Annotated in this window: 23 protein-coding genes and 2 tRNA genes; 8 read left to right on the top strand and 17 right to left on the bottom strand. The window is 68.0% G+C overall.

Annotated elements, in window-relative coordinates:
* Positions 1-494: 494 nt before the first annotated feature.
* The 6 genes from CGU35_RS18015 to CGU35_RS17985 form a co-directional block, all read right to left on the bottom strand.
* Complete coding sequence (locus CGU35_RS18015; protein WP_100812810.1) at positions 495-749, bottom strand: hypothetical protein; 255 nt, start codon at positions 747-749, stop codon at positions 495-497.
* Positions 750-864: 115 nt separating this feature from the next.
* Positions 865-1,788 carry a hypothetical protein gene (locus CGU35_RS18010; protein WP_100812809.1) on the bottom strand — a complete coding sequence of 308 codons (924 nt, stop codon included), beginning with the start codon at positions 1,786-1,788 and terminating at the stop codon, positions 865-867.
* Between the two features lie 6 nt (positions 1,789-1,794).
* Positions 1,795-2,559 carry a glutaredoxin family protein gene (locus CGU35_RS18675; RefSeq protein ID WP_232711390.1) on the bottom strand — a complete coding sequence of 255 codons (765 nt, stop codon included), beginning with the start codon at positions 2,557-2,559 and terminating at the stop codon, positions 1,795-1,797.
* 2 nt (positions 2,560-2,561) lie between these two features.
* Entirely contained in the window at positions 2,562-3,221 is a 660-nt protein-coding gene (locus CGU35_RS17995; RefSeq protein ID WP_100812808.1) for a ParA family protein, read from the bottom strand.
* A 280-nt stretch (positions 3,222-3,501) separates the two neighbouring features.
* On the bottom strand, positions 3,502-3,966 hold the full coding sequence (locus CGU35_RS17990) for a helix-turn-helix domain-containing protein (protein ID WP_100812807.1): 465 nt from the start codon (positions 3,964-3,966) through the stop codon (positions 3,502-3,504).
* Between the two features lie 34 nt (positions 3,967-4,000).
* The gene (locus tag CGU35_RS17985) at positions 4,001-4,231 is read right to left on the bottom strand and encodes a helix-turn-helix transcriptional regulator (protein WP_232711389.1); all 231 of its coding nucleotides are present in this window, start codon (positions 4,229-4,231) and stop codon (positions 4,001-4,003) included.
* A 113-nt stretch (positions 4,232-4,344) separates the two neighbouring features.
* On the opposite strand from CGU35_RS17985, the gene CGU35_RS17980 reads away from it, so the two are divergent.
* Together CGU35_RS17980 and CGU35_RS17975 are read left to right on the top strand one after the other, a co-directional pair.
* Entirely contained in the window at positions 4,345-4,935 is a 591-nt protein-coding gene (locus CGU35_RS17980; RefSeq protein ID WP_100812806.1) for a hypothetical protein, read from the top strand.
* Positions 4,936-5,236: 301 nt separating this feature from the next.
* Positions 5,237-6,067, top strand: a complete 831-nt coding sequence (locus CGU35_RS17975; RefSeq protein ID WP_232711388.1) for a tyrosine-type recombinase/integrase — start codon at positions 5,237-5,239, stop codon at positions 6,065-6,067.
* Positions 6,068-6,104: 37 nt separating this feature from the next.
* Here CGU35_RS17975 and CGU35_RS17970 read toward each other — a convergent pair.
* The 5 genes from CGU35_RS17970 to serS form a co-directional block, all read right to left on the bottom strand.
* Positions 6,105-6,196: transfer RNA gene (locus tag CGU35_RS17970), tRNA-Ser, on the bottom strand.
* Between the two features lie 89 nt (positions 6,197-6,285).
* Positions 6,286-7,548 (bottom strand): LCP family protein, encoded by a 1,263-nt coding sequence (locus CGU35_RS17965; RefSeq protein WP_100812804.1) that lies wholly within the window; start codon positions 7,546-7,548, stop codon positions 6,286-6,288.
* 39 nt (positions 7,549-7,587) lie between these two features.
* Positions 7,588-7,672: transfer RNA gene (locus tag CGU35_RS17960), tRNA-Ser, on the bottom strand.
* A gap of 144 nt (positions 7,673-7,816) precedes the next feature.
* Complete coding sequence (locus tag CGU35_RS17955) at positions 7,817-8,755, bottom strand: HAD-IIB family hydrolase (RefSeq protein ID WP_100812803.1); 939 nt, start codon at positions 8,753-8,755, stop codon at positions 7,817-7,819.
* Positions 8,752-10,017: a serine--tRNA ligase gene (gene serS, locus CGU35_RS17950; RefSeq protein ID WP_100812802.1), complete on the bottom strand. Its 1,266-nt coding sequence runs from the start codon at positions 10,015-10,017 to the stop codon at positions 8,752-8,754. Before serS ends, CGU35_RS17955 begins: the two co-directional genes overlap by 4 nt.
* Positions 10,018-10,086: 69 nt before the next feature.
* On the opposite strand from serS, the gene CGU35_RS17945 reads away from it, so the two are divergent.
* The 3 genes from CGU35_RS17945 to CGU35_RS17935 are packed head-to-tail and all read left to right on the top strand — an operon-like array spanning position 10,087 to position 13,888.
* Positions 10,087-11,379 (top strand): diacylglycerol/lipid kinase family protein, encoded by a 1,293-nt coding sequence (locus CGU35_RS17945; RefSeq protein ID WP_100812801.1) that lies wholly within the window; start codon positions 10,087-10,089, stop codon positions 11,377-11,379.
* Positions 11,380-11,381: 2 nt separating this feature from the next.
* The gene (locus CGU35_RS17940; RefSeq protein ID WP_100812800.1) at positions 11,382-12,761 is read left to right on the top strand and encodes a cryptochrome/photolyase family protein; all 1,380 of its coding nucleotides are present in this window, start codon (positions 11,382-11,384) and stop codon (positions 12,759-12,761) included.
* 41 nt (positions 12,762-12,802) lie between these two features.
* Positions 12,803-13,888, top strand: a complete 1,086-nt coding sequence (locus tag CGU35_RS17935; RefSeq protein ID WP_100812799.1) for an LLM class flavin-dependent oxidoreductase — start codon at positions 12,803-12,805, stop codon at positions 13,886-13,888.
* 66 nt (positions 13,889-13,954) lie between these two features.
* Here the strand turns inward: CGU35_RS17935 and pheA are convergent, their stop codons facing one another.
* From pheA to CGU35_RS18875, 3 genes are all read right to left on the bottom strand, one after another.
* Positions 13,955-14,923 (bottom strand): prephenate dehydratase, encoded by a 969-nt coding sequence (gene pheA, locus CGU35_RS17930; RefSeq protein WP_100812870.1) that lies wholly within the window; start codon positions 14,921-14,923, stop codon positions 13,955-13,957.
* Between the two features lie 110 nt (positions 14,924-15,033).
* Positions 15,034-15,831, bottom strand: coding sequence for a DUF222 domain-containing protein (locus CGU35_RS18880; protein ID WP_442923085.1), 798 nt, complete (start codon positions 15,829-15,831; stop codon positions 15,034-15,036).
* Between the two features lie 24 nt (positions 15,832-15,855).
* Positions 15,856-16,317 (bottom strand): DUF222 domain-containing protein, encoded by a 462-nt coding sequence (locus tag CGU35_RS18875; RefSeq protein WP_146048077.1) that lies wholly within the window; start codon positions 16,315-16,317, stop codon positions 15,856-15,858.
* A 167-nt stretch (positions 16,318-16,484) separates the two neighbouring features.
* Here CGU35_RS18875 and pgm point away from each other — a divergent pair, with 167 nt between their 5' ends.
* From pgm to CGU35_RS17905, 3 genes are all read left to right on the top strand, one after another.
* Positions 16,485-18,125: a phosphoglucomutase (alpha-D-glucose-1,6-bisphosphate-dependent) gene (pgm, locus tag CGU35_RS17915; protein ID WP_100812796.1), complete on the top strand. Its 1,641-nt coding sequence runs from the start codon at positions 16,485-16,487 to the stop codon at positions 18,123-18,125.
* Positions 18,126-18,209: 84 nt separating this feature from the next.
* Entirely contained in the window at positions 18,210-18,875 is a 666-nt protein-coding gene (locus CGU35_RS17910) for a TetR/AcrR family transcriptional regulator (protein WP_100812795.1), read from the top strand.
* Positions 18,872-20,383, top strand: a complete 1,512-nt coding sequence (locus CGU35_RS17905) for a carboxylesterase/lipase family protein (protein ID WP_100812794.1) — start codon at positions 18,872-18,874, stop codon at positions 20,381-20,383. The genes CGU35_RS17910 and CGU35_RS17905 overlap by 4 nt, the downstream gene beginning before the upstream one ends.
* Here CGU35_RS17905 and CGU35_RS17900 read toward each other — a convergent pair.
* From CGU35_RS17900 to CGU35_RS17890, 3 genes are all read right to left on the bottom strand, one after another.
* Positions 20,356-21,192, bottom strand: coding sequence for a DNA-methyltransferase (locus tag CGU35_RS17900; RefSeq protein WP_100812869.1), 837 nt, complete (start codon positions 21,190-21,192; stop codon positions 20,356-20,358). The genes CGU35_RS17905 and CGU35_RS17900 overlap by 28 nt on opposite strands.
* 56 nt (positions 21,193-21,248) lie before the next feature.
* On the bottom strand, positions 21,249-22,298 hold the full coding sequence (locus tag CGU35_RS17895; protein ID WP_100812793.1) for a lipoyl protein ligase domain-containing protein: 1,050 nt from the start codon (positions 22,296-22,298) through the stop codon (positions 21,249-21,251).
* 70 nt (positions 22,299-22,368) lie between these two features.
* Entirely contained in the window at positions 22,369-23,229 is an 861-nt protein-coding gene (locus tag CGU35_RS17890; protein ID WP_100812792.1) for an alpha/beta fold hydrolase, read from the bottom strand.
* Positions 23,230-23,296 lie beyond the last annotated feature (67 nt).

The raw sequence follows: 23,296 nt of genomic DNA, 5'->3' as shown, positions 1-23,296 counted from the left end.
TTCGTTGAGGGGATCTCTGCTGCCCCCTGCTACGACGTCGCTCACGTGTTGCTCGCAACGCTTGAACCGCGTGATTCGAGTTCAGCCGTGAGCCGGTCCACAGCCGCACGATCGAACCCATTGACGGCGTTGGCCTGCGCACGAAGCCTGACGACGGAGTCCAGCGACGCACCGCCCTGTTGGGCTCGCTGGAGAAGCTGGGACGCGAGCGCGCTGGCTCCCTCACGCATCTCGTCGTACGCAATGGCGTCATTCACACGCCATGCAGATTGGCCAGCCGCCATGTTTTCCGCCTCCTGGCGCGAGTTTAGCTGGCTAAACCGAAAAGGCTGAAGCGGTATTTCGGCGTTCCTGTCCTTCGCCGTGATATCTAGCTTCCTCACGGCGGTCTGCGGTTGTCAGGGGCACGGCGCCAGCCGTGTCGCAACGCGACGCGAAGCGCCCTTGACGGCCGCGCGACGGCGCGTACGATCGCGGATCACCGGCCGAAGGGATTACTCGCGTGCGAGAGAGCTGATGTCTCTGATGAAAGCGCGCCGGTCGGCGGCGGGGTCGGTGATGAGTCCAGCGATGCGCAACCGCCACACCCCGCGCGCTGGCCCCTGCAAGCCGACGAGTGGCTTGATACACCAGGCGACGTCCTCGCCGAGCGTGTAACCCGGCTCCTCGGTCGCGCGCTCGGGGTAGTAGGTGAAGGCCGCAACAGCAACTCGCGTGATGGTCGCTTCGACGTCTGTTCTATCGATCATGCTGGTCCCTTCGTTTCGTGCGCGCAGGAGCGGCTGCGCCAATATTCTCGTTCCCCGCGATGCACAGGGCTAACTCGCGAGTGAGCACCACACCAACGACGCGCCTGGGGAGGAATCATCGCCCCATTCCTCTCGTCTGAGAGTTCGGGCCGGCGTGTGGTCGGGCGGCGTCTCCTCGCTCGATGACGCGCTTTTCGCCGATCCGGAGCCGTGCATTGATCTCGCGCGCAACGTTCTCCATGCGTTGCTCTTCGGCGGAAAGTCGGCCCGGTACATCGTGTCGGAGTTCGGGGTTGCGGGCGGCGTAGTGGGTGGTGCGGGCGCGGTAGCAATCGCGTTGCCATTCGTCGAGGAGACGTTGCGGCGTGCGACCTTCGTCGCGGAGGGCAGCGACCGCGTTCGCGTCCCGATGCGGCGCGAAGAACAGCGTGGCGCTCTCGAGGTTGGTGTCTCGTTCGGTGGATGTTGCGCGGTGTCTCCTATGCGGTGGGAGCCCGGCCTCGATGCGGCGGCGTTCTCGTGCCTTCCAGGCGCGAGCCGCCGCGAGTTCGCGTTCCTTGTTTGCCGCGTAGTACTCGCGCCTTCTTGCCTTGATCTGCTCGGCATTGCGTTCATAGTGGCGGCGTGCGTTTTCCTTCTTCTGCTCCGGGTCGTCCCGATACTTGTCACGGCGTTTCGCCGCCCGTTCTTCCTTGTGCCGCTCACGCCACTCCGCGTTCGCACGTGAGCGTTCCTCGCGATACGCGTCAGGATCTGCGGCCTTGCGTCGAGCAAGGTAGTCACGCTGGTACGCGCGACGTTGCTCGATGTTGGCGTGATAGTAGTCGCGCGACTTCCTCGCGTTCTTCTCGCGGCGCTCTTCCTCACGGCGCTTCTGCTCCGCGGCGCGGCGGTTGCGGTCCACCTCGTTCCGGTTGATCCGTTCGCGGTTCGCGGCGTCGTAGTTCCTCCGGTATTCGCGGATGTGATCCTGGTTGTTCTGCCGCCACTGCCGCTTGTACTCACGGATCCGCTCGCCCGCCTCCTCCGATTCCTCCATCGGGCATCACCGCCCGATCCCGGCCATGAACGTGGCAGCCGGACCGGATGCTGGCGAATGGGTCGTGCCTGCGCTGGCGAGCCGGTCTACGAAATCGGGCCGGAATCCTGACCAGTGGTGCTGCGGCTCATTGTCGACGATGACCACGGGCGCTTCGCTGTACCCGAGATCTTCGGTGATGAAATCGCGAGCCGCCAGATTGCCCACATCCGTCACGTCAATCACGGCGAAGCGGATGCCGCTCTCCTCCAACTTGCGGATCGTCAGCCGACACCGCTGGCAGGACGGCCCGGTCGAGTAGACGTTCACGGACAGCATCAGGACAACTCCCGCGCCGTTCGTTCGACAGCCGACGCCCCGATCCTTTGGCACTCCTGAAGTTGCAGAGTCCGGGACTCCTGAAGTCCGAGAGTGCGGATGTTCGGAAATCACGGACTGCAGGAGTGCGTCCTCGGTGTCGCCGACGAGCTGATCCGCGTTCGCCAGCAGCAGGTCGATCGCAACGCGGACGAGCGTGTTCTCGGTGATCCGCTCCTGACGGTCGGTGCGGCGCCGCATCAGTGCGCGAGCGAGTTGGGTGAGCTCGACATACTGGTCCTCCCGCAGCCGAGTTTCTTTCCGGGTGAGACGTGCGTATTTCGCCACGCCTCGCACGAGCGGAGGGGCTTTCGCCTCCATCTCATTGGCCATTGCGCGCCCGGTCGGCGGGGCAAGTGACGTGACGCGCGCTCGCGCGTCACCCAGCTGTCCTGCAAGGTCGATCTTGCCCATCGTCACCACCTCGAGTGCAGTCCGGACTGCAGGTGTGACGTCAGCTCGAATCCGACGCGGGTGATGTCGGCGATCGATCCCTCGGTGCGGCGGGTGTCGGCGAGGTTGGTGACTAACCGTCCGAGCATCGGAGCATGGGCGTGGATCAGGTACTGGCGCAGATAGGACTGGAAGGTGAGCAGTCCGAACGAATCCTGCAACACCGTCTGCCACTGCTGGTACTGGCCCGGGATACGCCCGTCCACGCGGTTCAGCAGCACCCGGTAGGGCAGTCCGCGCGGTTCGATCAGGCGGGTGACCGTGCGGAGCGTGGGGTCGATCGCCATCGGCTCGGGGACGACCGGAACGATGACGTAGTCCGCAGCGTCGAGGACAGCCTCGAGGGTGCGGGTGTCTTCGAGACTTCCTGGAGTGTCGACAACGACGAGGTCGTACAAGTCGTCGAGTTCACGCAGTCGGGTAAGCACGCCAGGGTCGTGGTCGTCGGCGAAGTCGAACGGGATGTGTGCGGCCATGTTCTGCGCCCACCACGTGGTTGAACCCTGCGGATCGACATCAACGACCAGCATCCGAAATGTCCTGGACAGGTGAGCCGCCAGTTGCATCGCGACGGTCGTCTTGCCGACCCCGCCCTTCTGATTTGCCACGGCGACGATTTTCACGACGCACTCCCGAAATGCCGGACTTCGGAAGGTCGGATGTGTCGGAGTACGGAAGTCCCGAGGTTCGAGAGTGTCGGAGTTCCGACGCCAGCCGTCCCTCCCCGTAGCCGGATAGCCCGGATCCGCGGATTTGCCGTTCGGTGTTCCCTTCTCTGTTCATCTCCCTGATCTCTCACTACTAGTGAGACAACAGACCGATATGCGCGCGACGTGACGCCGATAGCCCTCTCGGCGTGATGCCGATACCGACAGGACACGAAACCGACACCCGCTGTCGGCCCTATCGGTGTCCTGCCCGGATGCGCCCCGACAATGGCCTGCCATCGGACGGAGCGCCGACACTGTGGATAGTGCCGTTCGCTGCGGCGAACCTCTGGCGATGCATCCACGCTTGATCCTTCTCGCGGTACTCCTCGGGAACCGCGGGGAATCGGTAGATGCACGACAGCCACCTTCCGTCTACCCGCCGGTCGCGAGCGACGTGCACCAGTCCCGACTCGCCGAGCACCTTCACCACCCGCTGCACGGTGCGTACGTTCAAACAGGTACGACGTGCGATCGTTGCGTACGACGGGTAGGCGTACCCCTCGGCCGCGCTCTCCAGCTCCGCCAGGCACAGCAGCACCAGCTTCTCGGCCGGGGTCAGTGGCACCCAGGGCACATCTTCCAGACCTGCGGGCGTATCGGTCGCGATCCTCGGGCGGTTGTCCGTCTCCCACGCCCAGTTGCGTGCGCTCAAGCTCATGCTCGGCCTCTGACCTCGTCATCCACGTCACGAGTCACACCGCCTCGGACGTGCGATCGCAGGTTGACGCCTCGATCCACTCCTCCAACTCGTCGAGCGCGTAGACGATTGTGCGCCCGAGCTTGCGGTACCGCGGACCCTTGCCCTCGTACCGCCACATCGCGAGTTTGCCCTTGGTCACCCCCGGGAGCATCGCCGCGACTTCATCCGGGCTGAGGAACGTGTGGGCCAGTCCCGTTCGCATCGTGTTCGTGGTGTTTGCCATGATCCAACTCCTTTGCGTATACCCGACAAGGTTTGACGAGAGTGAATCAGATGTGACAAACTACGTCAAGGTTATACATGCATATTCGTGACGCGGAGAGGCAAACTAAGGAGGTGAAAATCGACGTGCGAACACTCGAAGGCGACCCCGTCACCTGGCGCGACGCCACACTCCCGATCGGGTCCGCGTTGCGCATCGTCCCGGCCTTCCGGGCGACCATCGAAGAAGACGACGTCCCGCACGAAACAACCGTGCAAGCCCGCTACGACCGTGAACTCGGCCGCTACCGTGTCACGTCCGTCAACGTGGTCATCGCCGAACCCGGCGGCGAGATCAATGGCGCCGCGCTCCGCCGCGTGCGCGTCCAAGAAATCGTGCAGGCAGCAACACCGTCATGCATCGCGATCTCCCTCGACGACGGGAACGACCCCACAACTGTTAGCGAGCTAACAACTGCAGAGGGTCGTCTCGTCCCCGAGTGGATGGCCGAACAGGCACGGCAACGCGCTAACAAAGAAGCGCGGATGGATCTCGTCGAACTGATCTACAGCGCCGCCGCGCTCTCGGGTCAGCCCCCCACCAAAGCCGTCCAAGCCGAACTCAACGTGCCCTACCGCACCGCCGCGGACTGGATCTCCAAAGCCCGCACCGCAGGACGCCTCGAAGGCATGAGCTACATCGCCGGCCGACAGGCGGATGGGTAGCGTCCACTCATACGACTCCGCGAAAGGCCGCCGGTATCTCGTCCGGTACCGCAAGCCGGATGGCAGCAACGGCGCCAAACGAGGGTTCAGCCGCAAGCGAGATGCGGAACTCTGGCTCGCTGACGTCGAGTCCAGCCGGGCGCGCGGCGAGTTCATCGATCCGAAAGCGGCACGCGTCACGATCAACACGCTCGGCCCAGGGTGGGTCGAAAGCAAACGTGCTTCTATGAAGCCGTCTTCGTTCGCACCCGTCGAGACGGCATGGCGCCTACGTGTTCAACCCACGTGGGGTCGTTGGGCTTTGTCCGACATCCGACACTCGGACATCAAAGACTGGGTCGGCAAGCTCAGCAAGCAGGTCGGCGCCACGGTCACTATCCGGACTTTCGGTGTGCTTGCAGGCATCCTGGACGATGCCGTACACGACAAACGCATCTCGCTGAACCCAGCACGCGTGGGCGACATCCCACTACCCCGGAAGAAGAAGCGCACCCACCGGTATCTGTCCCACGAGCAGGTTGCCGCCCTCGCACGGGCATCAGGCAGTCACAGGCTGCTTGTGCTGGTCCTCGCCTACACAGGCATCAGATGGGCGGAAGCTACAGGGCTGCGCGTCCGCCACATTGACTTCGAACGCGGGCGTCTTCGGATCGAAGACAACGCAGTGGAAGTAGGCAACAGGGTGCATCTGGGAACACCGAAGTCACACAAAAGCCGCGCCGTGCCTGTGCCGCGCTTCGTCTTGGAACACCTCCGCCTTCATACCTCGCGCCTTGACGGCGACGCGCTCGTCTTCGCGGGCCGGGATGGCGGCTACATGCGCCGCACTCGGGCTAGCGAAGGATCGCGATCTTGGTTCAAGGTCGCCCTGAAGGAAGCGAACTTGGCCCTCATGACTCCACACGACCTGCGTCACACTGCCGCATCGCTCGCGGTTCAATCCGGCGCGCACGTCAAGACCATCCAAAGAATGCTCGGACACGCGTCCGCGGCGATGACACTCGACGTGTACAGCGATCTCTTCGACGACGACCTTGACTCGGTTTCGATCGCGTTGGATGCAGCTGCGTCCCGTTCGGGTGTTCTCAATTTGTTCTCGAATGAGGACGAAGCACCCGAGCAACGATCCTGAGACCCGCGTGAATACGCCACTATGTCGCAGAATTCTGTGGCGGAGACGGAGGGATTTGAACCCTCGGTCCCCGTAAGGGGACTCCACCTTAGCAGGGTGGTGCACTAGGCCGGACTATGCGACGTCTCCAGGCATTCCGACGCGAACGTCGCGAATGCACTCCGCAATACTAACCCGATAAGCACCCTCGCCACGAAGCGAGGGACGCTGCGATCGGGTCAGCCGTTTCCATTCGAGCACGTGTCCTGCGCCGCGGTCGATCCGGTGATGGCGGAAGGGAGCGCCACGGCCTCTTCGGCGGGTGCGACCGGAGCGCCGGAGGTCGCGGCGTCGGTGGGGGCGACCGGCTCGGTCGGCGAGGGAGTCTCGACGATGACGCCGTCGCCCTGGCTCGCCTTGCCCGTCAGCTGCAGCGGGCGGTTGGTCTCGAGCGCGGCCCACAGCGCGTCGGCCGCGGCGTAGTTGGGGACGACCTTGTTCGAGTCGGAGGGGTCTCCGTTGACGGGGTACTGAATGAAGACGATCTCGTCGAACGGGACGTTCTTCACCGCGAGCGCGATCTGCGTGAGCGTCAACGGGTTCCGCAAAGTCTGACTGGGGGTGATGTTGGACAGCGCCGTCGTGGCGAGTCCGAACAGCGTGGCCGGGTTCGACAGCACCTGCTCGCTGACGAGCTTGCGCGCGAGCTTCGACATGTACTGCTGCTGGTTGCTGATGCGGCCGAGGTCGCCGCCGTTGCCGACGCCGTGACGCGTGCGCAGGAACTGCAGCGCCTCGAGCCCCTGCAACGAGACGTTTCCCGCGGGCAGGTCGAGACCCGTGTGATAGTCCTTGATGCCATTGGCGATGCAGACCTCGACGCCGCCGATCGCGTTCGTGATCTCGATGACCCCACCCCAGGTGACGGATGCCGCGAACGGGATGTTCTGGCCCGTGAGCTCCGAGATCGTCTTAACGGCGCACGAGAGCCCGCCGTACGAGAACGTCGAGTTGAGCGGCTGCTTCGTCATCGCCGACGTCGTGCGACCCGTGTCGGGGTCGGTGCACTCGGGGATCGGGATCATCAGGTCGCGCGGAAAGCTGATCACCGTGACGCGGCGGGGCTCGTCGGAGATATGGACGAGCATGTTGACGTCATTGAGCTCGCCACCCGCGTCAGCGCCGGTGCACCGCTCACCGAAATAGGCCGCGTACTCGGGCTCACAGGCATCCGTTCCCGCCACGAAGAGGTTGACGCCACCCTCGATCTCGCCGATGTCGGGGGGAACCGACTCCTGCCCCTCGAGTTCTACCGCGCTCTCCGAGAAATCCGCAACCGCGGTGTATGTCGTGTAGCCCACGACACCGAGGCCGCTGACGAGCACCACGGCGAGCGCGACCGCGACGAAACGCGCGATCTGTCCGCCGATGCTCGGGGACGAGAGGATGCCGTGACGCGCGACGGTCTTGCGGCGCCTGGCGTCCTTGGTCGTCTCGCTCACTCGCGTCCTTTCGGCGGTCGGGTCCGCCGGATATTCGTGCGGAGGGTGTGGGATTCGAACCCACGGGACATTGCTGCCCACTGGTTTTCAAGACCAGGTCCATCGGCCGCTCGGACAACCCTCCCGGCGAAGCACCTCGGCACTTCGTCGACAGGCACCGAGTGTACTCGACAGACAGTCGCGGCTTATTTTCGCAGGAAGTGCTGTCAAGGCCCTGAAAGCGGATGCCTCGGCGCGGCGAACCCGCCGGGCCAGCCCACCGACCGCACTACAGGCGGCGGAGAATCTCCGAAACGCCGCCCTCTTGCACCGACAGGGTGATCTCACCCGCCGCATCCCGAACCTCTTGCGGCCCCTGCGCCATCGCGATCGCGCGGCCACCCTTCTCGAGCGCCCAGCGGAACATGCCGACGTCGTTACGTCCGTCGCCCATGACGAGCACACGGTCGGGGGGAATGTCGAGCCAGCGGCGCACCAGCTCGAGCGCCGTGCCCTTGTCGACACCCTGCGGCGCGATGTCGAGCCACGCGGTCCAGCCGATCGCGTACGACACCTGGTTGAGTCCGATCTTGTCGACGAGGCGCAGGAAGTCGCCCTCGGCATGCTCGGGTGAGACCACGACGACGCGGCAGACCGGATGCTTCGCGAGCTCCTCGAACGGCACACGGTGTGCCGCGAGCAGGTTCCAGTCCTCGAGGTAGTCGGTGTAGTACCGCTCGCCGGCCGGTAGTTCGACCAGGTACTTCGCGTCGGGCAGGTGCTCGCGCAGCAGCGTCAGCACCTCGGTCGCGTCGAACGTCTCGGTGTGAACGCGCTCGTAGTGCACCTGACCGGCATCGCGGCGCTGCAGGATCACCGCGCCGTTCGAGCAGACGACATACTCGGGATCGAGTTCGAGAACGCGCAGGATGCCTCGGGTTCCTTCCCAGCTGCGCCCCGTCGCGAGCATGACCTCGTTGCCCGCCGCGCGCGCATCGGCCACGGCCTCGACGATTCCCGGGCTGAGCGTCTCGTCCTCGAGCAGGACCGTGCCGTCGATGTCGAGCACGATCAGCAGCGGAAGGGTCGTCAGTTCCGGGTCGGCCGAGTCCTGGGCGACGTGTTCGATGATCTCGGCGGCTTCATCGCGGTCGACGACCTCGACCTCGCCGGTGTCGGGGATGCGGTCGCGGACGTTCGCGCCCCCCGCGTCTGGAGCCTCCGTCACGCGATCGGCTCCAGGACCTCGAGCCCGCCGAGGTACGGACGGAGCGGCTCGGGCACCCACACCGAACCATCCGCGCGCTGGTGCGTCTCGAGCAGCGCAACGATCCAGCGGGTCGTCGCGAGCGTGCCGTTCAGCGTCGCGACCGGCTGGGTGCGCGCCCCGTCGGGCCGGTGACGGATGTCGAGGCGACGCGACTGGTACGTCGTGCAGTTACTCGTCGAGGTCAGCTCGCGATACGCATCCTGAGTCGGGATCCACGCCTCGATGTCGAACTTGCGTGCCGCGGACGACCCGAGATCTCCCGCCGCGACGTCGATCACGCGGTACGTGAGCCCGAGCTTGCCGAGCATCTCTTCCTGCCATCCGAGAAGCCGCTCGTGCTCGGCCTCGGCCTCTTCGGGCGTCGTATAGACGAACATCTCGAGCTTGTTGAACTGGTGGACGCGGATGATGCCGCGGGTGTCCTTGCCGTGCGACCCCGCCTCCCGGCGGTAACAGGTCGACCATCCCGCGTAACGGAGCGGCCCGTCGGCGAGATCGAGGATCTCGTCCTTGTGATACCCGGCGAGCGCCACCTCGCTCGTGCCCGTCAGGTACAGGTCGTCGTCGGGCAGGTGATAGACCTCGTCCGAGTGCTCGCCGAGGAACCCGGTGCCGCGCATGATCTCGGGCCGCACGAGCGTCGGGGTGATGAGGGGCACGAATCCCGCCTCGAGGGCGGAGTTGAGGGCCAGGTTCATGAGCGCGATCTCGAGGCGCGCGCCGATGCCCTTCAAGAAGTAGAAGCGCGCGCCCGAGACCTTCGCCCCACGCTCCATGTCGATCGCGCCGAGCTTCTCGCCGAGTTCGAGGTGATCGCGGGGTGTGAAGTCGAAGGTCGGGACCTCGCCGACACGGCGGATCTCGACGAAGTCGGCCTCGCCACCGGCGGGCACGCCGTCGATGATGATGTTCTCGATCTTCGCGAAGGCGGCATCCGCTGCTTCTTCCGCCACGGCGACAGCGGCCTGCGCCTGCTTGACCCGGTCGGCGAGACCCTTGGCCTCGGCGACGAGCGCGGCCTTCTCGTCCTTCGGCGCCTTGGCGACGTCCTTACCGAACGCATTCTGCGCCGCGCGGAGCTCTTCGAACGTCGTGATCGCGGCACGACGTTCGCGGTCCGCGACGAGCGCGGCTTCCACGGTTTCGGGCGAGTGCCCGCGGGCGACCTGGGATCGGGTGACGAGGTCGGGGGCATCACGAAGAAGCACGGGGTCGATCATTCGTCAAGTCTAGTTGCGCTCCTCCCGCATGATCCCCGGGTCGACGGCGGCTGAGCCTAGGGTGGGACCATGACTGCGGCATCCTCTCCTCCCCCCGACGACGCCGCGGCAACGTCCGACCAAGAACCGGTGAATCCCGCGGTCCCACGCGACGCGGAGAGCCTCGACGACGTCGACGGATTGCCGAAGGGATTCGACGACGAATCGGAACCCGTCGACGGCCCGGAAGACAACCCCGACCCGGCCGAGGCGGCGAAGCCCGACGACGTCATCCGCGAGCCCGAGGACATCGCGCCCGACAAGGCGGACGGTGAGACCGGTGAGGCGCGACAGGTAACCCCCGAGGGCGAGACGACGTCGATGGACGCCGACGACCCGTCGCCGAAGAAGCGCGCCGCGCTCGTCTACAACCCCATCAAGGTCGACAAGAATCGTCTGCGCAGCCAGGTGACCCGGCTCTCCGCCGAGGCCGACTGGGCCGAGCCCCTCTTCTTCGAGACGACGGTCGACGACCTGGGCGACGATGTCACACGCCAGGCACTCGCCGAGGGGGTCGACGCCGTGATGGTCGCGGGCGGCGACGGCACGGTGCGCGCCGTCTCGGAGGCCATGTCGGGCACCGGCGTCCCGCTCACCATCGTTCCGAGCGGCACGGGCAATCTGCTCGCTCGCAATCTCGGCCTGCCGCTCGGGGACTCCGAACCCATGGTCGCGGCCACCTTCGCCGGGACGACGCAACCCGTCGACATCGGATTCGCCGACATCCGCCGCACCGACGGCAGCCGCGAGCGCCATGCCTTCGTCGTCATGGCCGGCATCGGCCTCGACGCGGCCATGATCGCGAACACCAACTCGCAGCTGAAGAAGACCGTCGGCTGGGTCGCGTACGTCGACGGAGCGGCCCGGTCGCTCGCCACGGCGAAGCCCTTCCGCGTGATGTACCAGATGGAGAGCGGTCGCCTGCACGCCGCGAAGGTGCAGAGCGTGCTGTTCGCGAACTGCGGGGCGCTCCCCGCGGGCATCGCCCTCATCCCCGAGGCCTCGGTCGTCGACGGACTGCTGGATGTCGCGGTCATCCAGCCCTCCGGATGGCTCGGATGGCTCGGCGTCTGGCGCAAGGTCTGGTGGGACAACAGTGTCCTGCGCCGCTTCCGCGCCGGCCGCCGGGTGCTCGAGCGCCGAGGCCGCAACAGCTCCGTGCGGTTCCTGCAGGGTGAGGGCATCGAGCTCGCGACCTCACCCGCCCAGCCGATCGAACTCGACGGCGACGAACTCGGCGAGGCCGTACGCATCCGGTGCACGATCGAGCAGGGCGGCCTGAGCGTCGTGGTCCCCCGCGGCCACGACACCTCGAACTTCTGACGATGTCGTCCGCATCACTCGTCTGGTTCCGCGACGACCTGCGGGTCGCCGACAACCCCGCGCTGCGCGCGGCGATGGAGCGCGGCGGGCCCGTCGTCGCCCTGTACGTCCTGGATGAGGTGTCTGCCGGCATCCGTCCCCTCGGCGGCGCCGCACGCTGGTGGCTGCACGGCAGCCTGACCTCGCTCGGCGAGCGCCTGCGCGAGCTGGGCGTCCAACTGGTTCTGCGCCGCGGAACAGCCGAAGACGAGGTGCGACGAGCGGTGACGGATGCCTCGGCCGGCGCCGTGTTCTGGAACCGGCGTTACGGCGGCGCCGAGCGCAGCGTCGATTCGACGCTCAAGGCCGGGCTGCGCGACAACGGTGTGATCGTGGAGTCGTTCGGGGCCTCGTTGCTGTTCGAGCCGTGGACCGTTCGCACCGGCGCGGGGCAGCCCTACTCGGTCTTCACGCCGTTCTGGCGCGCGTGCCGCAACCTGCCCGCGCCGCGCACGCCGATGCCGGCCCCACACGAGCTCACCGGAACGACCGATATCGCCAGCGATGCGCTCGAAGGCTGGGCGCTGCTCCCCACCCATCCCGACTGGGCGGCGGGCCTGCGTGAGACGTGGGTGCCGGGCGAGCCCGCCGCACGCGCGCGGTTGCGGGAGTTCTTGCGCGACGACCTCGACGACTACGACCGAGCACGAGACGAGCCCGCCGCGGGCGTGACATCCGGCCTCTCGCCGCGCCTGCGCTGGGGCGAGATCAGCCCCCACGAGGTGTGGCATGCCACCGTCGCCGATGTGCAGGGCGGCGACGGCGCCGGCGGTCCGCGAGCCGTCGCGGCGCAGCGATTCCTGTCCGAGATCGGATGGCGCGAGTTCGCCGCGCACGTGCTGTTCCACAATCCGGATCTCGCCACCGTCAACCTGCGCCGCGAGTTCGACGACTTTCCGTGGCCACGGCTGAAGCCGACCGCCCTGGAAGCCTGGCAGCGCGGACGCACGGGCATCGCCCTGGTGGACGCTGGCATGAAAGAGCTCTGGCACACCGGCATCATGCACAACCGGGTGAGCATGGTGACCGCCTCGTTCCTCATCAAGAACCTGCTGATCGACTGGCGGCACGGCGAAGAGTGGTTCTGGGACACGCTGGTCGACGCGGACGGCGCCAGCAACCCTTTCAACTGGCAGTGGGTGGCGGGCTCCGGCGCCGACGCCGCGCCCTACTTCCGAGTCTTCAACCCCGAATTGCAGGCGAAGAAGTTCGACCCGCAGGGCGAGTACATCGGCCGGTGGGCACCCGAGTACGGGCGCGGCGGGGCACCCGAGCCGATCGTCGACCTCGGGGAGACGCGCAAAGCCGCACTCGACGCGTACGAGCGGATGCGTCGCGGCTGACGCGGGAATGCCGGACCCCGCTGTCGTGGTTGACCCACCTGATGACTTCTCACGCAGCTCCCGCACTCTCGGTCCTCGACCTGATCCCCGTTCGCGCGGGCCAGAACAGCGCGCAGGCGATCGCCGCATCCCTCGACCTGGCGCTTCACGCCGACCGTCTGGGTTACCGACGGTATTGGTTCGCCGAGCACCACAACATGCCGGCGGTCGCCTCGACGACCCCACCCGTTCTGATCGCGGCCGCGGCCTCACGCACCCACCGCATCCGTGTGGGCTCGGGCGGCGTCATGCTGCCGAACCACGCGCCCCTGATCGTCGCCGAGCAGTTCGCGGCGCTCGAGGCCATCGCCCCCGGCCGCATCGATCTCGGGATCGGTCGCGCCCCCGGCAGTGACCCCGTCATCACCCAGCTGCTGCGGCAATCGGGCGCGACGAGTGACGTCGATCGATTCCCCGACCACATCCGCGACATCCTGGCCCTGTCATCGCCCGAGGGCGCGACCCTGCGGTTCACGAGCGGGGGCGAATACACCGTCCACGCGACACCCGCGGCGTCCGGTGTTCCCGAGGTGTGGCTGCTCGGTTCGAGCGACTACTCGGCGCAACTGGCGGCCTCACTCGGCATGCCGTACGTGTTCGCCAACCACTTCTCGGGTGAGGGCCTCGAACGCGCGCTGTCGCTCTACCGCGACCAGTACCGCCCCACCGAGGCGCACCCCGAGCCCCGCACGCTGCTCACGATCAACGCCGTCGCCGCGCCGACCGCAGAAGAGGCGGACGCGCGGGCCCTGCCGCAACTGCGAATGATGGCGCGGCTGCGAACGAACAAGCCACTCACCCCGCTCGAGACGGTCGAGCAGGCCGAGGCCGCACAACGCGATGGCACGGGCGGACTCTCGGACGGCCTGGCCGTGTCGTTCATGGATGCCGCGCGCTCGCGCTGGGTGATCGGGACCGGTGCGGACGTGGCATCCGCTGTCGCGTCCTTCGCCGCGAAGCACGGTGTCGACGAGGTCATGCTGTCGCCCGTCGCGGGCGCATATGACTCCGAGGCGCTCGAGGCATCCGAGGGCCGCGCGCAGACGCTCGAGCTCGTTGCCGAGAGCCTGCTCACGCCGACCCCCTGACGCACCGTCAGCAGTTGCCCGAGGGTCGGCGTTACCGATGGCGCGATGGCGGCGCGCCTGCGGTGATCAGAGCCCGGGTTCGCCGCTCAGCAGCCCGCGCAGCCAATCGCGAGCCTCGACGAAGATCTCGTCCGAGTAGCGGTCGGGGTAGCGCACGACCACGCGATCCGCGCGCGGGTACGACCCGAGGAAGATCACCTGGGGGCTGAAGCGCCGAAGCCCGAGCAGCGCATCGGCCATCCGCTCGTCCTGGATGTGTCCGTCGGCGTCGATCACGAATCGATAGCGGCCGAGGGCGTCGCCGATCGGACGCGATGCCAGCAGGCTGAGGTTGATGCCGCGGGTCGCGAACTGCTCGAGAAGCTCGAGCAGCGCGCCCGGGTAGTCCTTCGGCAGTTCCACGATCAGCGAGGTCTTGTCGGCACCCGTCGGCGGGGTCGGAGCGACCGTCCGCCCGACGAGGACGAACCGCGTCACGGCGTTGGGGTTGTCGCCGATGTTCTCGGCCAGTACTTCGAGGTCGTGATGCTCGGTGATCGTCGGTGGGGCGATCGCGGCATCCGCCTCGCTCGTGCCATCGAGGAGTCCGACGGCGCTCGCGACATTGCTCGCGGCGGGGATGTGCGAGTGGGCGGGCAATTCTCGCGTCAACCACTGCAGGCACTGCCCATAGGCCACCGGATGCGCCGCCACGAGCGACACGTCGGCCAGCTTCGTCCCCGGGCGGGCGACGAGCACGAAGTTCACCGGGACGAGGTACTCGCCGATGATCCGCAGACCGGGCACGGTCGCGAGGGCATCCTGCGTCGTCGAGACGCCGCCGTCGATGGAGTTCTCGATCGCGATCATCGCCGCATCCGACCGGCCCTCGACGACGTCCGCGAGCGCCTCGCCGACGTTGCGCACCGGAACCCACTGGTGACCGCGGGCCTCGGGGACCTGCGCGAGCGCCGCCTCGGTGAACGTGCCAGCCGGTCCGAGATAGCTGTAGGTGCGGCGGACGGGTTCGGCGGCGGGTTCGAAGGCGGCTGTCACGAGCACTCAGCCTAGTCCCGCGGGTGCGCGGCCCGTTTGGGTGGTTCAGTGACCGGTGGTTCAGTGACCGGTGGCTCCGTGGCTGGGCGTGCGGGCGCAGCGCCCCATGCCTAGAAGGGTGGTGGGTCGGTGCTCGGCGTGAAGTGGACGGCGGGGGGTGGTTTGTCGATGTAGACGTGCCCACCCGGCGACGTCCATTCGAGGATTCCGCCGCCGAGTTGGCGGACGGTCCAGCCCGTTTCGCCTTTCAGGGTGTGGTGTCTCTTGCAGAGGCACGCCAGGTTGCAGGCATCCGTAGGCCCACCCAATGCGTAGTCGAGGGTGTGGTCGCGGTCGCACCGGTGGGCGGGTTGCCGGCACCCGGGGAACCGGCAGTGCTGATCCCGTGCGCGCAGGAACCGTTTCATGTCCGCCGACGGGGTGTATCGGTCGACCGCGAGAACGCACCCGGTGATCGGGTCGGCCAGGACCCGTTCCCACCCCGTCGCGTGCCCCGCGAGCTGCCGGGCGGTGGCGGGGTCGATCGGGCACCGCCCGGCCAGCTCCGCGGGCTCATCCGTCACCCCGGCCAGAGCGAGGGCGGGGACGGTGACGTTCACGATCGCGCGGATCGCACCCAACCCGCCGAAGCCGTCTGAGAGTCCGGCACCGGTTTCGACGGTCGGTGTGGTGGTGAGCAGCATGTCCGCGACGAGGTCGGCACGAATCTGATCCAGGGTCCGGGCGTCGGCCGGGTCGGCGTTCTTGATCGCCTTAGCTTGTTGCGTGATCCGGTCGTGCATCGCATGCGCGAGGACGGCGGGTTGGATGGTGCTGAACTCCGCCATCCCGTCCCCGATGTCCCGCACACACGCACCCCGACCCGCGCGCGCTTCCCGGTGCCGCTCCGCCAACGTCCGCGGCTGCAACGACTCCGCCAATCGCGCCAACGTCTACCCGAGCCGCCCCGGTGTCGTTCCCTCTGCCCGGGCCAACGCTGCAGCCTCGAACTCCGACCGCGCCTCGGCATCGGCAAGGGGGAGTCCGTGTTCCATGATCACCGCGACATGTCCGGCACTGACGCGCCCTGCGTCCCACGCGTCGAACGTCGAGGGAAACGCCTCGGCAAGGGTCGCGGCGTCGTTCATGCGGCGTTGCACCGTCCGGTCGGACATGTTCGCCGCGACACCCAACTCCGCCGCCAACGCCCGCACCGGCAACTCCGCCTCACGCGACGAGACCGACACCAACTCGGCAACCCGCCGCATCCCGAGGTCCGCCGCATCCGCCAACACCCGCGCCTGTGCGGCTTGCGCCCGCGCCACCGTCCGGGAAGCCTCCGCGAACCGCACCGCCAGATCACGCGCGGCAACATCGACATCCTCACCGGATGCGAGACATGTACTCGAATGCATGTTCGAAACTCTACGGACGACCACCGACATCCGACGCCCGAAAAGCACCGAAATCACGCCAAGACCGAGCGCGAAAGATGAGAGTTCACTCACATGGCCGACAGATGCCACCGCCAGCCGTCCACGAGGAAGTGTCGTCGAGCGCCCCGGCGAGGCAGACTAGGACGATGAGCCGCGCAGGACAGCCAGCCGAAGCATCCGACCTGATCGACGTCGACGCATTGATCGCCGCCTACTACGACCTGAAGCCGGATGTGTCGATCCCCGAGCAACGCGTCGCGTTCGGCACGAGCGGCCACCGCGGCTCGTCGCTGTCGACGAGCTTCAACGAAGACCACATCCTGGCCACGACCCAGGCGATCGTCGACTATCGCACGTCGCAGGGGATCGCGGGCCCCCTCTTCCTCGGACGCGACACGCACGGGCTCTCGCTGCCCGCCGAGCGGACCGCGATCGAGGTGCTCGTCGCGAACGGCGTCGACGTGCGCGTCGATGGCCGCGACTCGTGGGTGCCGACCCCGGCCCTCAGCCACGCGATCCTCGCCTACAACCACGGAAAGGCCGCGGATGACCCGGCCCGCTCGGACGGCATCGTGGTCACCCCGAGCCACAACCCGCCCCGCGACGGCGGCTTCAAGTACAACCCCCCGCACGGCGGCCCCGCCGACACCGACGCGACGTCGTGGATCGCCGACCGCGCCAACGCGCTCATCACGGCCGGTCTCGAGGGCGTCGCGCGCATCCGTCACGCCGACATCGACATCGACGCTCTCGGTCGCTACGACTTCCGCGACGCGTACGTGCGGGACCTCGCGAACATCATCGACATCGACGCCATCCGCACCGCGGGCGTCCGCATCGGCGCCGACCCCCTGGGCGGGGCGTCGGTGGAGTACTGGGCGCTGATCGCCGAGGTGTACGGGATCGACCTGACGGTCGTGAACCCCGACGTCGACCCGACGTGGAAGTTCATGACGCTCGACTGGGACGAGAAGATCCGGATGGATCCGTCGTCACCGAACGCCATGGCGGCGCTCGTCGCGCGTCGGCACGAGTACGACATCCTCACGGGGAACGACGCGGACGCCGACCGGCACGGCATCGTCACGCCCGACGCCGGGCTGATGAACCCCAACCACTACCTCGCGGTCGCGATCGACTACCTCTTCTCGCACCGCCCGGGCTGGTCGGCGGACGCCGCGGTGGGCAAGACGCTCGTGTCGTCGATGATCATCGACCGGGTCACCGAATCGCTCGGCCGTCGCCTGCTCGAGGTGCCGGTCGGCTTCAAGTGGTTCGTGCCCGGGCTGCTCGACGGCTCGGTCGCGTTCGGTGGCGAGGAATCAGCGGGGGCGTCGTTCCTGCGGACCGACGGGTCCGTCTGGACGACCGACAAGGACGGCATCCTGCTCGCCCTGCTGGCGGCCGAGATCCTCGCCGTCACCGGCAAGACCCCGTCGCAGCGTTACGCCGAGCTCGAGGCGGAGTTCGGGGCATCCGCGTACCAGCGTGTCGACGCACCCGCGACGCCCGCGCAGAAGGCGACGCTCGCGAAGCTCTCCCCCGACGCCGTCACGGCGACCGAACTCGCGGGCGAGCCGATCACCGCGAAGCTCTCGCACGCCCCGGGCAACGGCGCGGCCATCGGCGGACTGAAGGTGCAGACCGAGCACGCCTGGTTCGCCGCTCGCCCCTCAGGCACCGAGGACGTCTACAAGCTCTACGCCGAATCGCTCCGCGGCCCCGAGCACCTCGCCGAGGTCCAGGAAGAGGCCCGCGCGGTCGTCGCGGCAGCACTCGGCGGCTGATCGTCGAGTCGCGAGCGGCCGAGGTGCGCGGCGCACAGAAGTACGTGGACCCTCGGTGCAAGGCATCGGGTCTACGCTCTACCCATGAACCGACGAGGCGCCTACGCGAAGGGCGTCGCCAAGCGCGAGGAGATCCTCACCACGGCCCTCGAGGTCATCGCCCGAGAGGGCCTTCGCCGCACGTCGGTACGCGAGCTGGCAGGTGCTGCGGGCCTGAGCCAAGCGGGCCTGCTGCACTACTTCGGCAGCAAGGAAGAGCTCTACACGGCGATCCTCCGCAAACGCGACGAGCTCGACGGCGAGAGGTTCGCGACCCTTCGGGGCGCACCCGCCCTCGCGGGTGACGACGAGGGCACCGGGGGGAGCGCGACGCGCTCCGCCGAGGATGGCCGCGCCGACGCCGTGTTCGCTTCGTTTCTCGACATCATCCGCCGCAATGCCGGCGTGCCGGGCCTGGTCCAGCTGTTCGCGCACCTCTCCGTGGACGCCGCAACGCCCGAGCACGCCGCGCACGAGTTCTTCATCGATCGGAGGCGCTACGTGGGCGAACTCCTCGCCCCCGCGATCTCGGAGCTGCAGGCCGAGGGCCGGATCGTCGACACCGTCCCCGCCGCGAGCCTCGCGACGATCGTCCACGCCCTCGCCGACGGTCTGCAAACCCATTGGCTGCTCGAACCGGACCTCGACATGGCGGGCACGATCGAAGCCCTCTTCGCCGCGCTCGACCCCCGGCCGGTGACGGCGCGGTGAGCTCGTCTGCTCCCGAGACTCGGACGCTGCAGGGACCGGTGCGCGGCATCTGGCACCGCGGGGGCGAGGCCTATCTCGGCATCCCCTACGCCGAACCGCCCGTCGGTGACCGGCGTTTCGCGTCTCCGGTCCCGCCACGCCCGTGGAATGGCATCCGGGATGCCTCGACGAACGGTCCGACGCCGCTGCGCCGCGACTTCGGCGATACGACCCTGATCCCCGAGCCTCCCGTCCCCGGTGACGCGACCCTCAATGTGAACGTCTTCACTCCCGCCGCCGACCCCGGCTCGGGTCTTCCCGTGTGGGTCTGGATCCACGGCGGCGGTTACACGACGGGCTCGCCTGCCAGCCCCTGGTTCGATGGCGCCGCGTTCGCCCGCGACGGCGTCGTGACGGTGACCCTGTCGTATCGCCTGGGCTTCGACGGGTTCGGGTGGATCGACGGGGCACCGCAGAACAGGGCCGTGCGGGACTGGATCGCGGCGCTCGAGTGGGTGCGCGAGAACATCGGCTTCTTCGGCGGCGACCCGGACCGCGTCACGATCGCCGGACAGTCGGCCGGAGGTGGGGCGGTGCTGACGCTCCTCGGGATGCCTGCGGCGCAACACCTGTTCCAACAGGTGTGGTGTTCGTCCCCCGCACTGGGGGACATCGCGGCGGATCGCGCCCGCGCGATCGGCGGGCGCCTCGCCGACCACCTCGACGTCACGGCCGAACGGGGCGGCTTCGCCTCCGTGGACCCCGATCGGATCGTCGCGATGCAAGAGGGCGCGGTACAGGAGCCGAACACCAAGGGACTCGCGGTCGTGCGGGCGCTGTTGCGCGACGGAGTCGGGCTCGGTCCGGTCATCGACGGAGAGCTGATCCTTCGTCCGACGCTCGAGTCGTTGCGCGCGGGCGTCGGCGCCGACAAGAGCCTCGTCGTCGGCGCGAACGACGACGAGTTCACGATGATCACGATGGGATCGAAGATCCTCCGCTTCGTTCCCGCACGCCTGGCGCTGGCGGCTCTCGGCGCGCCGCGCCGCGTGGCCTCCGCCTACCTCACCGACAATCGCGCGGTCCGTCGGCGCGGCACCGGCAGGCTCGTCGGTCGGTACGTGAGCGACCATACGTTCCGCGCGGGCGTCGCGCGGGTTGCCGATGCGCGCGCAGCCGGGGTCGACAGCACCGGGGCGCGAGGAACGGATGCGTCGACCGCACCGACGTGGCTGTACCGACTCTCGTGGGCCTCTCCCACGCACGGCATCGCCATGCACTGCCTCGACGTGCCGTTCGTGTTCGACGTCCTCGATGCGCCGCGCGTGACCGCCATCGCGGGCGACGCTCCCCCGCGCGCGCTTGCCGATGCCATGCATGGCTCGGCCGTTGCGTTCGTCCGCGACGGCAGCCCGGGCTGGGCGCCGGCACCCGAGGGCCGACGCGGGCCGACGCGGATCTTCGACGTCGGGAGTGCCGCGCCGGACGTCGTGGTGGACGCCTACGCCTCGGTGGCCGCCCTGGGCTGACGACGGACATTCGCCCGCGGCATCCGGTTCGCCATCACCTCGATCGCGTCGGGATTGTGGTCGATGAGCACCGCGCGCCGGCCGAGGGCCTGGGCGACGGCGCCCGTCGTGCCGCTGCCCGCGAACGGATCGAGCACGGCGTCCCCGGGCCGGGTCGAGGCCGCGACGATCCGGCGCAGGATCCCCTCGGGTTTCTGAGTCGGGTAGCCGGTCTTCTCACGCCCCGTCGTGGGCACGATGGTGTGCCACCAGACATCCGTCGGCAGCTTCCCGCGCGCGGCCTTCTCGGGTGTCACCAGTCCCGGAGCCATGTACGGCTCGCGGTCGACCGCGTCGGAGTCGAAGACGTAGTTCGCCGGGTCCTTGACGTAGACCAGGATCGTGTCGTGCTTGGTGGGCCACCGGCTGCGCGACTTCGCCCCGTAGTCGTAGGCCCAGATGATCTCGTTCAAGAAGCAGTCGCGCCCGAAGAGGGCGTCGAGCGCGACCTTGGCGTAATGCGCCTCACGGTAGTCGAGGTGCAGATAGAGCGTGCCGTCCGCCGCGAGCAGGCGCCAGGCCTCGGCGAGGCGGGGCACGAGGAAGTCCCAGTAGTCGACGAAGCGGTCGTCGTACGAGCGCAGCAGGCCCACGACACGTTCGTAGTCGCGGCCGTGGAACCCCCGGAAGACGGGTCCACCGTCCGCCGGAACGGCGCTGTCGGACGAGGATCGACGAGACGTGTGCACGGCCCGACCCTGCACCCGGCCCGTGTTGAACGGCGGGTCGAGGTAGACGAGTGTGAACGAGGCATCCGGCATCCCGGCCATGGCCGCCAGGTTGTCGTCGTGGACGACGGTGACGGATGCTTCGGCCTCCGCACCGCTCACGGAACCCGACGCAGCCAGGCGTCCGTTGCGAACTTGGACTCCACCAGCGCCTCCGCCTCGGCATATTCCTCGGGGGTGATATGTCCCGACTCGGCGCCATAGAGGCGTGTGAACGTCTCGACGAAGCGGTCGATGACCGCCTCGCGCGGGAGCCCCGTCTGGCGGCGCAGAGGATCGACGCGCTTCGCCGCCGAGACCGTGCCCTTGTCGCTCAGTTTCTCGCGACCGATACGCAGCACCTCGGTCATCATCTCGCCGTCGATGTCATAGCTGAGCGTCGCGTGGTGCAGCACCCCGCCGTTCGCGAGGCGCTTCTGGGCCGCGCCACCGATCTTCCCCGTCGGGCTGGCGATGTCATTCAGGGGTTGATACGTCGCGTCGATGCCGAGCGAGCGGAGCGCCTGCAGCGCCCAGTCGTCGAGGAAGGCGTAGGAGTCGGCAAAGGTCATGCCCGAGACGAGGGCGGCCGGAACGTAGAGCGAGTACGTGATGATCTGACCCGCGGCCATCATCATCGCGCCACCGCCCGAGATGCGACGGACGACATCGAACCCGTGGCGCGCCGCGCCCTCGGGATCGACCTCGTTGCGCAGCGACTGGAACGAGCCGATGACGACGGCGGACTCGTTCCACTCCCAGATGCGGAGGCTGGGCCGTCGCCGCCCTTCGCCGACGCGGGCCGTGAGCACTTCGTCGAGCGCGAGGTTCATGCGCGGAGAGACGGCGGTCTCGTGCAAGACCTCCCAGTCGAAGTCGCTCCAGCCGGGCGCGACCACCAGCGCGCGGCGCACGGCCGTGCCGACGGCCTCGGGCGTGAATCCGAGCATCTGCGTCTCGGGGGGAAGCGCCGCGCGCACCGCCGCCGCGATCGTCGTGGCATCCGCGGTCTCGGGCAGGCCTCGCACCGCGGCGTCGATGGCTTCGAGCGCCGTGTCGGGTTCGAGGAAGAAGTCACCGGCCAGGTGAAAATCAGAAATCAGGCCGTTGCGGACCTCGAGATCGACGACGACGAGCTTGCCGCCCGGAACCTTGTATTCGCCGTGCATGGATCCAGACTAGGCGTGCGGCTCCCCCGGTCGTCGAACGAGGTCTGCGGGCTCGAGCCGAAACACCCCGTCAGTCGCGGACCGCGAAGCGCGCGTCGAGCCAGGCCAGCAGATCGGCGCGCACGTCGGCCTGCCGCACCTCGTTGAAAACCTCGTGCCGCGCACCCGGGTAGACGAGCGTCGTGATGTCATCGAACCCGCTGCGCTCGCGATAGGCACGGGCCAGCCGGTGCGCGGAGGTCGCGCCCCCGACCGTGTCCTCACGCCCGACCATGATCAGCACCGGGAGGTCGGACGCGCGTCGCCCGCGCAGGCCCTTTCGGGGCCGACCGAACAGGCGCGCGGCGTCGATCGGGCCGAACAACGCGAGCAGGGGCCGGTCTGTCGTGAGGGGGTCGGCGCCGAAGGCCTCGCCTACGGCGGGGTCGGACGACAGCCATTCGCGGCCCGTCGCATCCGGGCCCTTCCACGGCGCGTTGAGCGCTCCCGCGTTCAGCGACCCCGGCCACCGCAGCGCAGTGCCCGTCAGCACGACAGCGTCGTAAGCCTCGGGGTCGTCGTTGACGAGCATCTGGGCGAGAAACGATCCCCAGGAATGTCCGAGGAGCACGAGCGGAAGGTCCGGATTCTCGGTGCGGATCAGCTCGGTGAACTGCCGCAGTGCGGCGACAGCCGCGGGCATGCCGCCACGACCCAGCCGACCGAGGTGGGCCGGGTCGCCGTGTTGGCGAAGTCCCGTGCGCCCGTGACCACGGTGGTCGTCGGCGTAAACGGTGTAACCGTTCGCGGTGAGTTGCGCGATCAGGGCGCCGTAGCGACCCGCGTGCTCACCCACGCCGTGGAGCAACTGCACGACGGCGCGGGGGGCGGTCATCGCGGGGTGAACGTCGTAGACGATCGCAACGCCGTGGTCGTCGGTGTACTCCGGCATGTCGTCGACTCTACTGGCGGAAGCACCCGCACACCCGGGTGTAGAGTCACGCCGTTCCCGCGAGAAA

It is taken from the genome of Microbacterium sp. BR1, assembly GCF_002812725.1.
In the GTDB taxonomy this organism is placed as follows: Bacteria; Actinomycetota; Actinomycetes; order Actinomycetales; family Microbacteriaceae; genus Microbacterium.
This window is presented reverse-complemented; position numbering and strand designations above follow the sequence as displayed.

Bases quoted from the DNA above. Each gene is read 5' to 3' on its own strand.
- CGU35_RS18015 (WP_100812810.1), bottom strand. From the start codon at position 749: ATGATCGATAGAACAGACGTCGAAGCGACCATCACGCGAGTTGCTGTT.
- CGU35_RS18010 (WP_100812809.1), bottom strand. From the start codon at position 1,788: ATGGAGGAATCGGAGGAGGCGGGCGAGCGGATCCGTGAGTACAAGCGG.
- CGU35_RS18675 (WP_232711390.1), bottom strand. From the start codon at position 2,559: ATGGGCAAGATCGACCTTGCAGGACAGCTGGGTGACGCGCGAGCGCGC.
- CGU35_RS17990 (WP_100812807.1), bottom strand. From the start codon at position 3,966: ATGAGCTTGAGCGCACGCAACTGGGCGTGGGAGACGGACAACCGCCCG.
- CGU35_RS17985 (WP_232711389.1), bottom strand. From the start codon at position 4,231: ATGGCAAACACCACGAACACGATGCGAACGGGACTGGCCCACACGTTC.
- serS (WP_100812802.1), bottom strand. From the start codon at position 10,017: ATGATCGACCCCGTGCTTCTTCGTGATGCCCCCGACCTCGTCACCCGA.
- CGU35_RS17945 (WP_100812801.1), top strand. From the start codon at position 10,087: ATGACTGCGGCATCCTCTCCTCCCCCCGACGACGCCGCGGCAACGTCC.
- CGU35_RS17940 (WP_100812800.1), top strand. From the start codon at position 11,382: ATGTCGTCCGCATCACTCGTCTGGTTCCGCGACGACCTGCGGGTCGCC.
- CGU35_RS17935 (WP_100812799.1), top strand. From the start codon at position 12,803: ATGACTTCTCACGCAGCTCCCGCACTCTCGGTCCTCGACCTGATCCCC.
- CGU35_RS18875 (WP_146048077.1), bottom strand. From the start codon at position 16,317: ATGCATTCGAGTACATGTCTCGCATCCGGTGAGGATGTCGATGTTGCC.
- pgm (WP_100812796.1), top strand. From the start codon at position 16,485: ATGAGCCGCGCAGGACAGCCAGCCGAAGCATCCGACCTGATCGACGTC.
- CGU35_RS17910 (WP_100812795.1), top strand. From the start codon at position 18,210: ATGAACCGACGAGGCGCCTACGCGAAGGGCGTCGCCAAGCGCGAGGAG.
- CGU35_RS17900 (WP_100812869.1), bottom strand. From the start codon at position 21,192: ATGGCCGGGATGCCGGATGCCTCGTTCACACTCGTCTACCTCGACCCG.
- CGU35_RS17895 (WP_100812793.1), bottom strand. From the start codon at position 22,298: ATGCACGGCGAATACAAGGTTCCGGGCGGCAAGCTCGTCGTCGTCGAT.
- CGU35_RS17890 (WP_100812792.1), bottom strand. From the start codon at position 23,229: ATGCCGGAGTACACCGACGACCACGGCGTTGCGATCGTCTACGACGTT.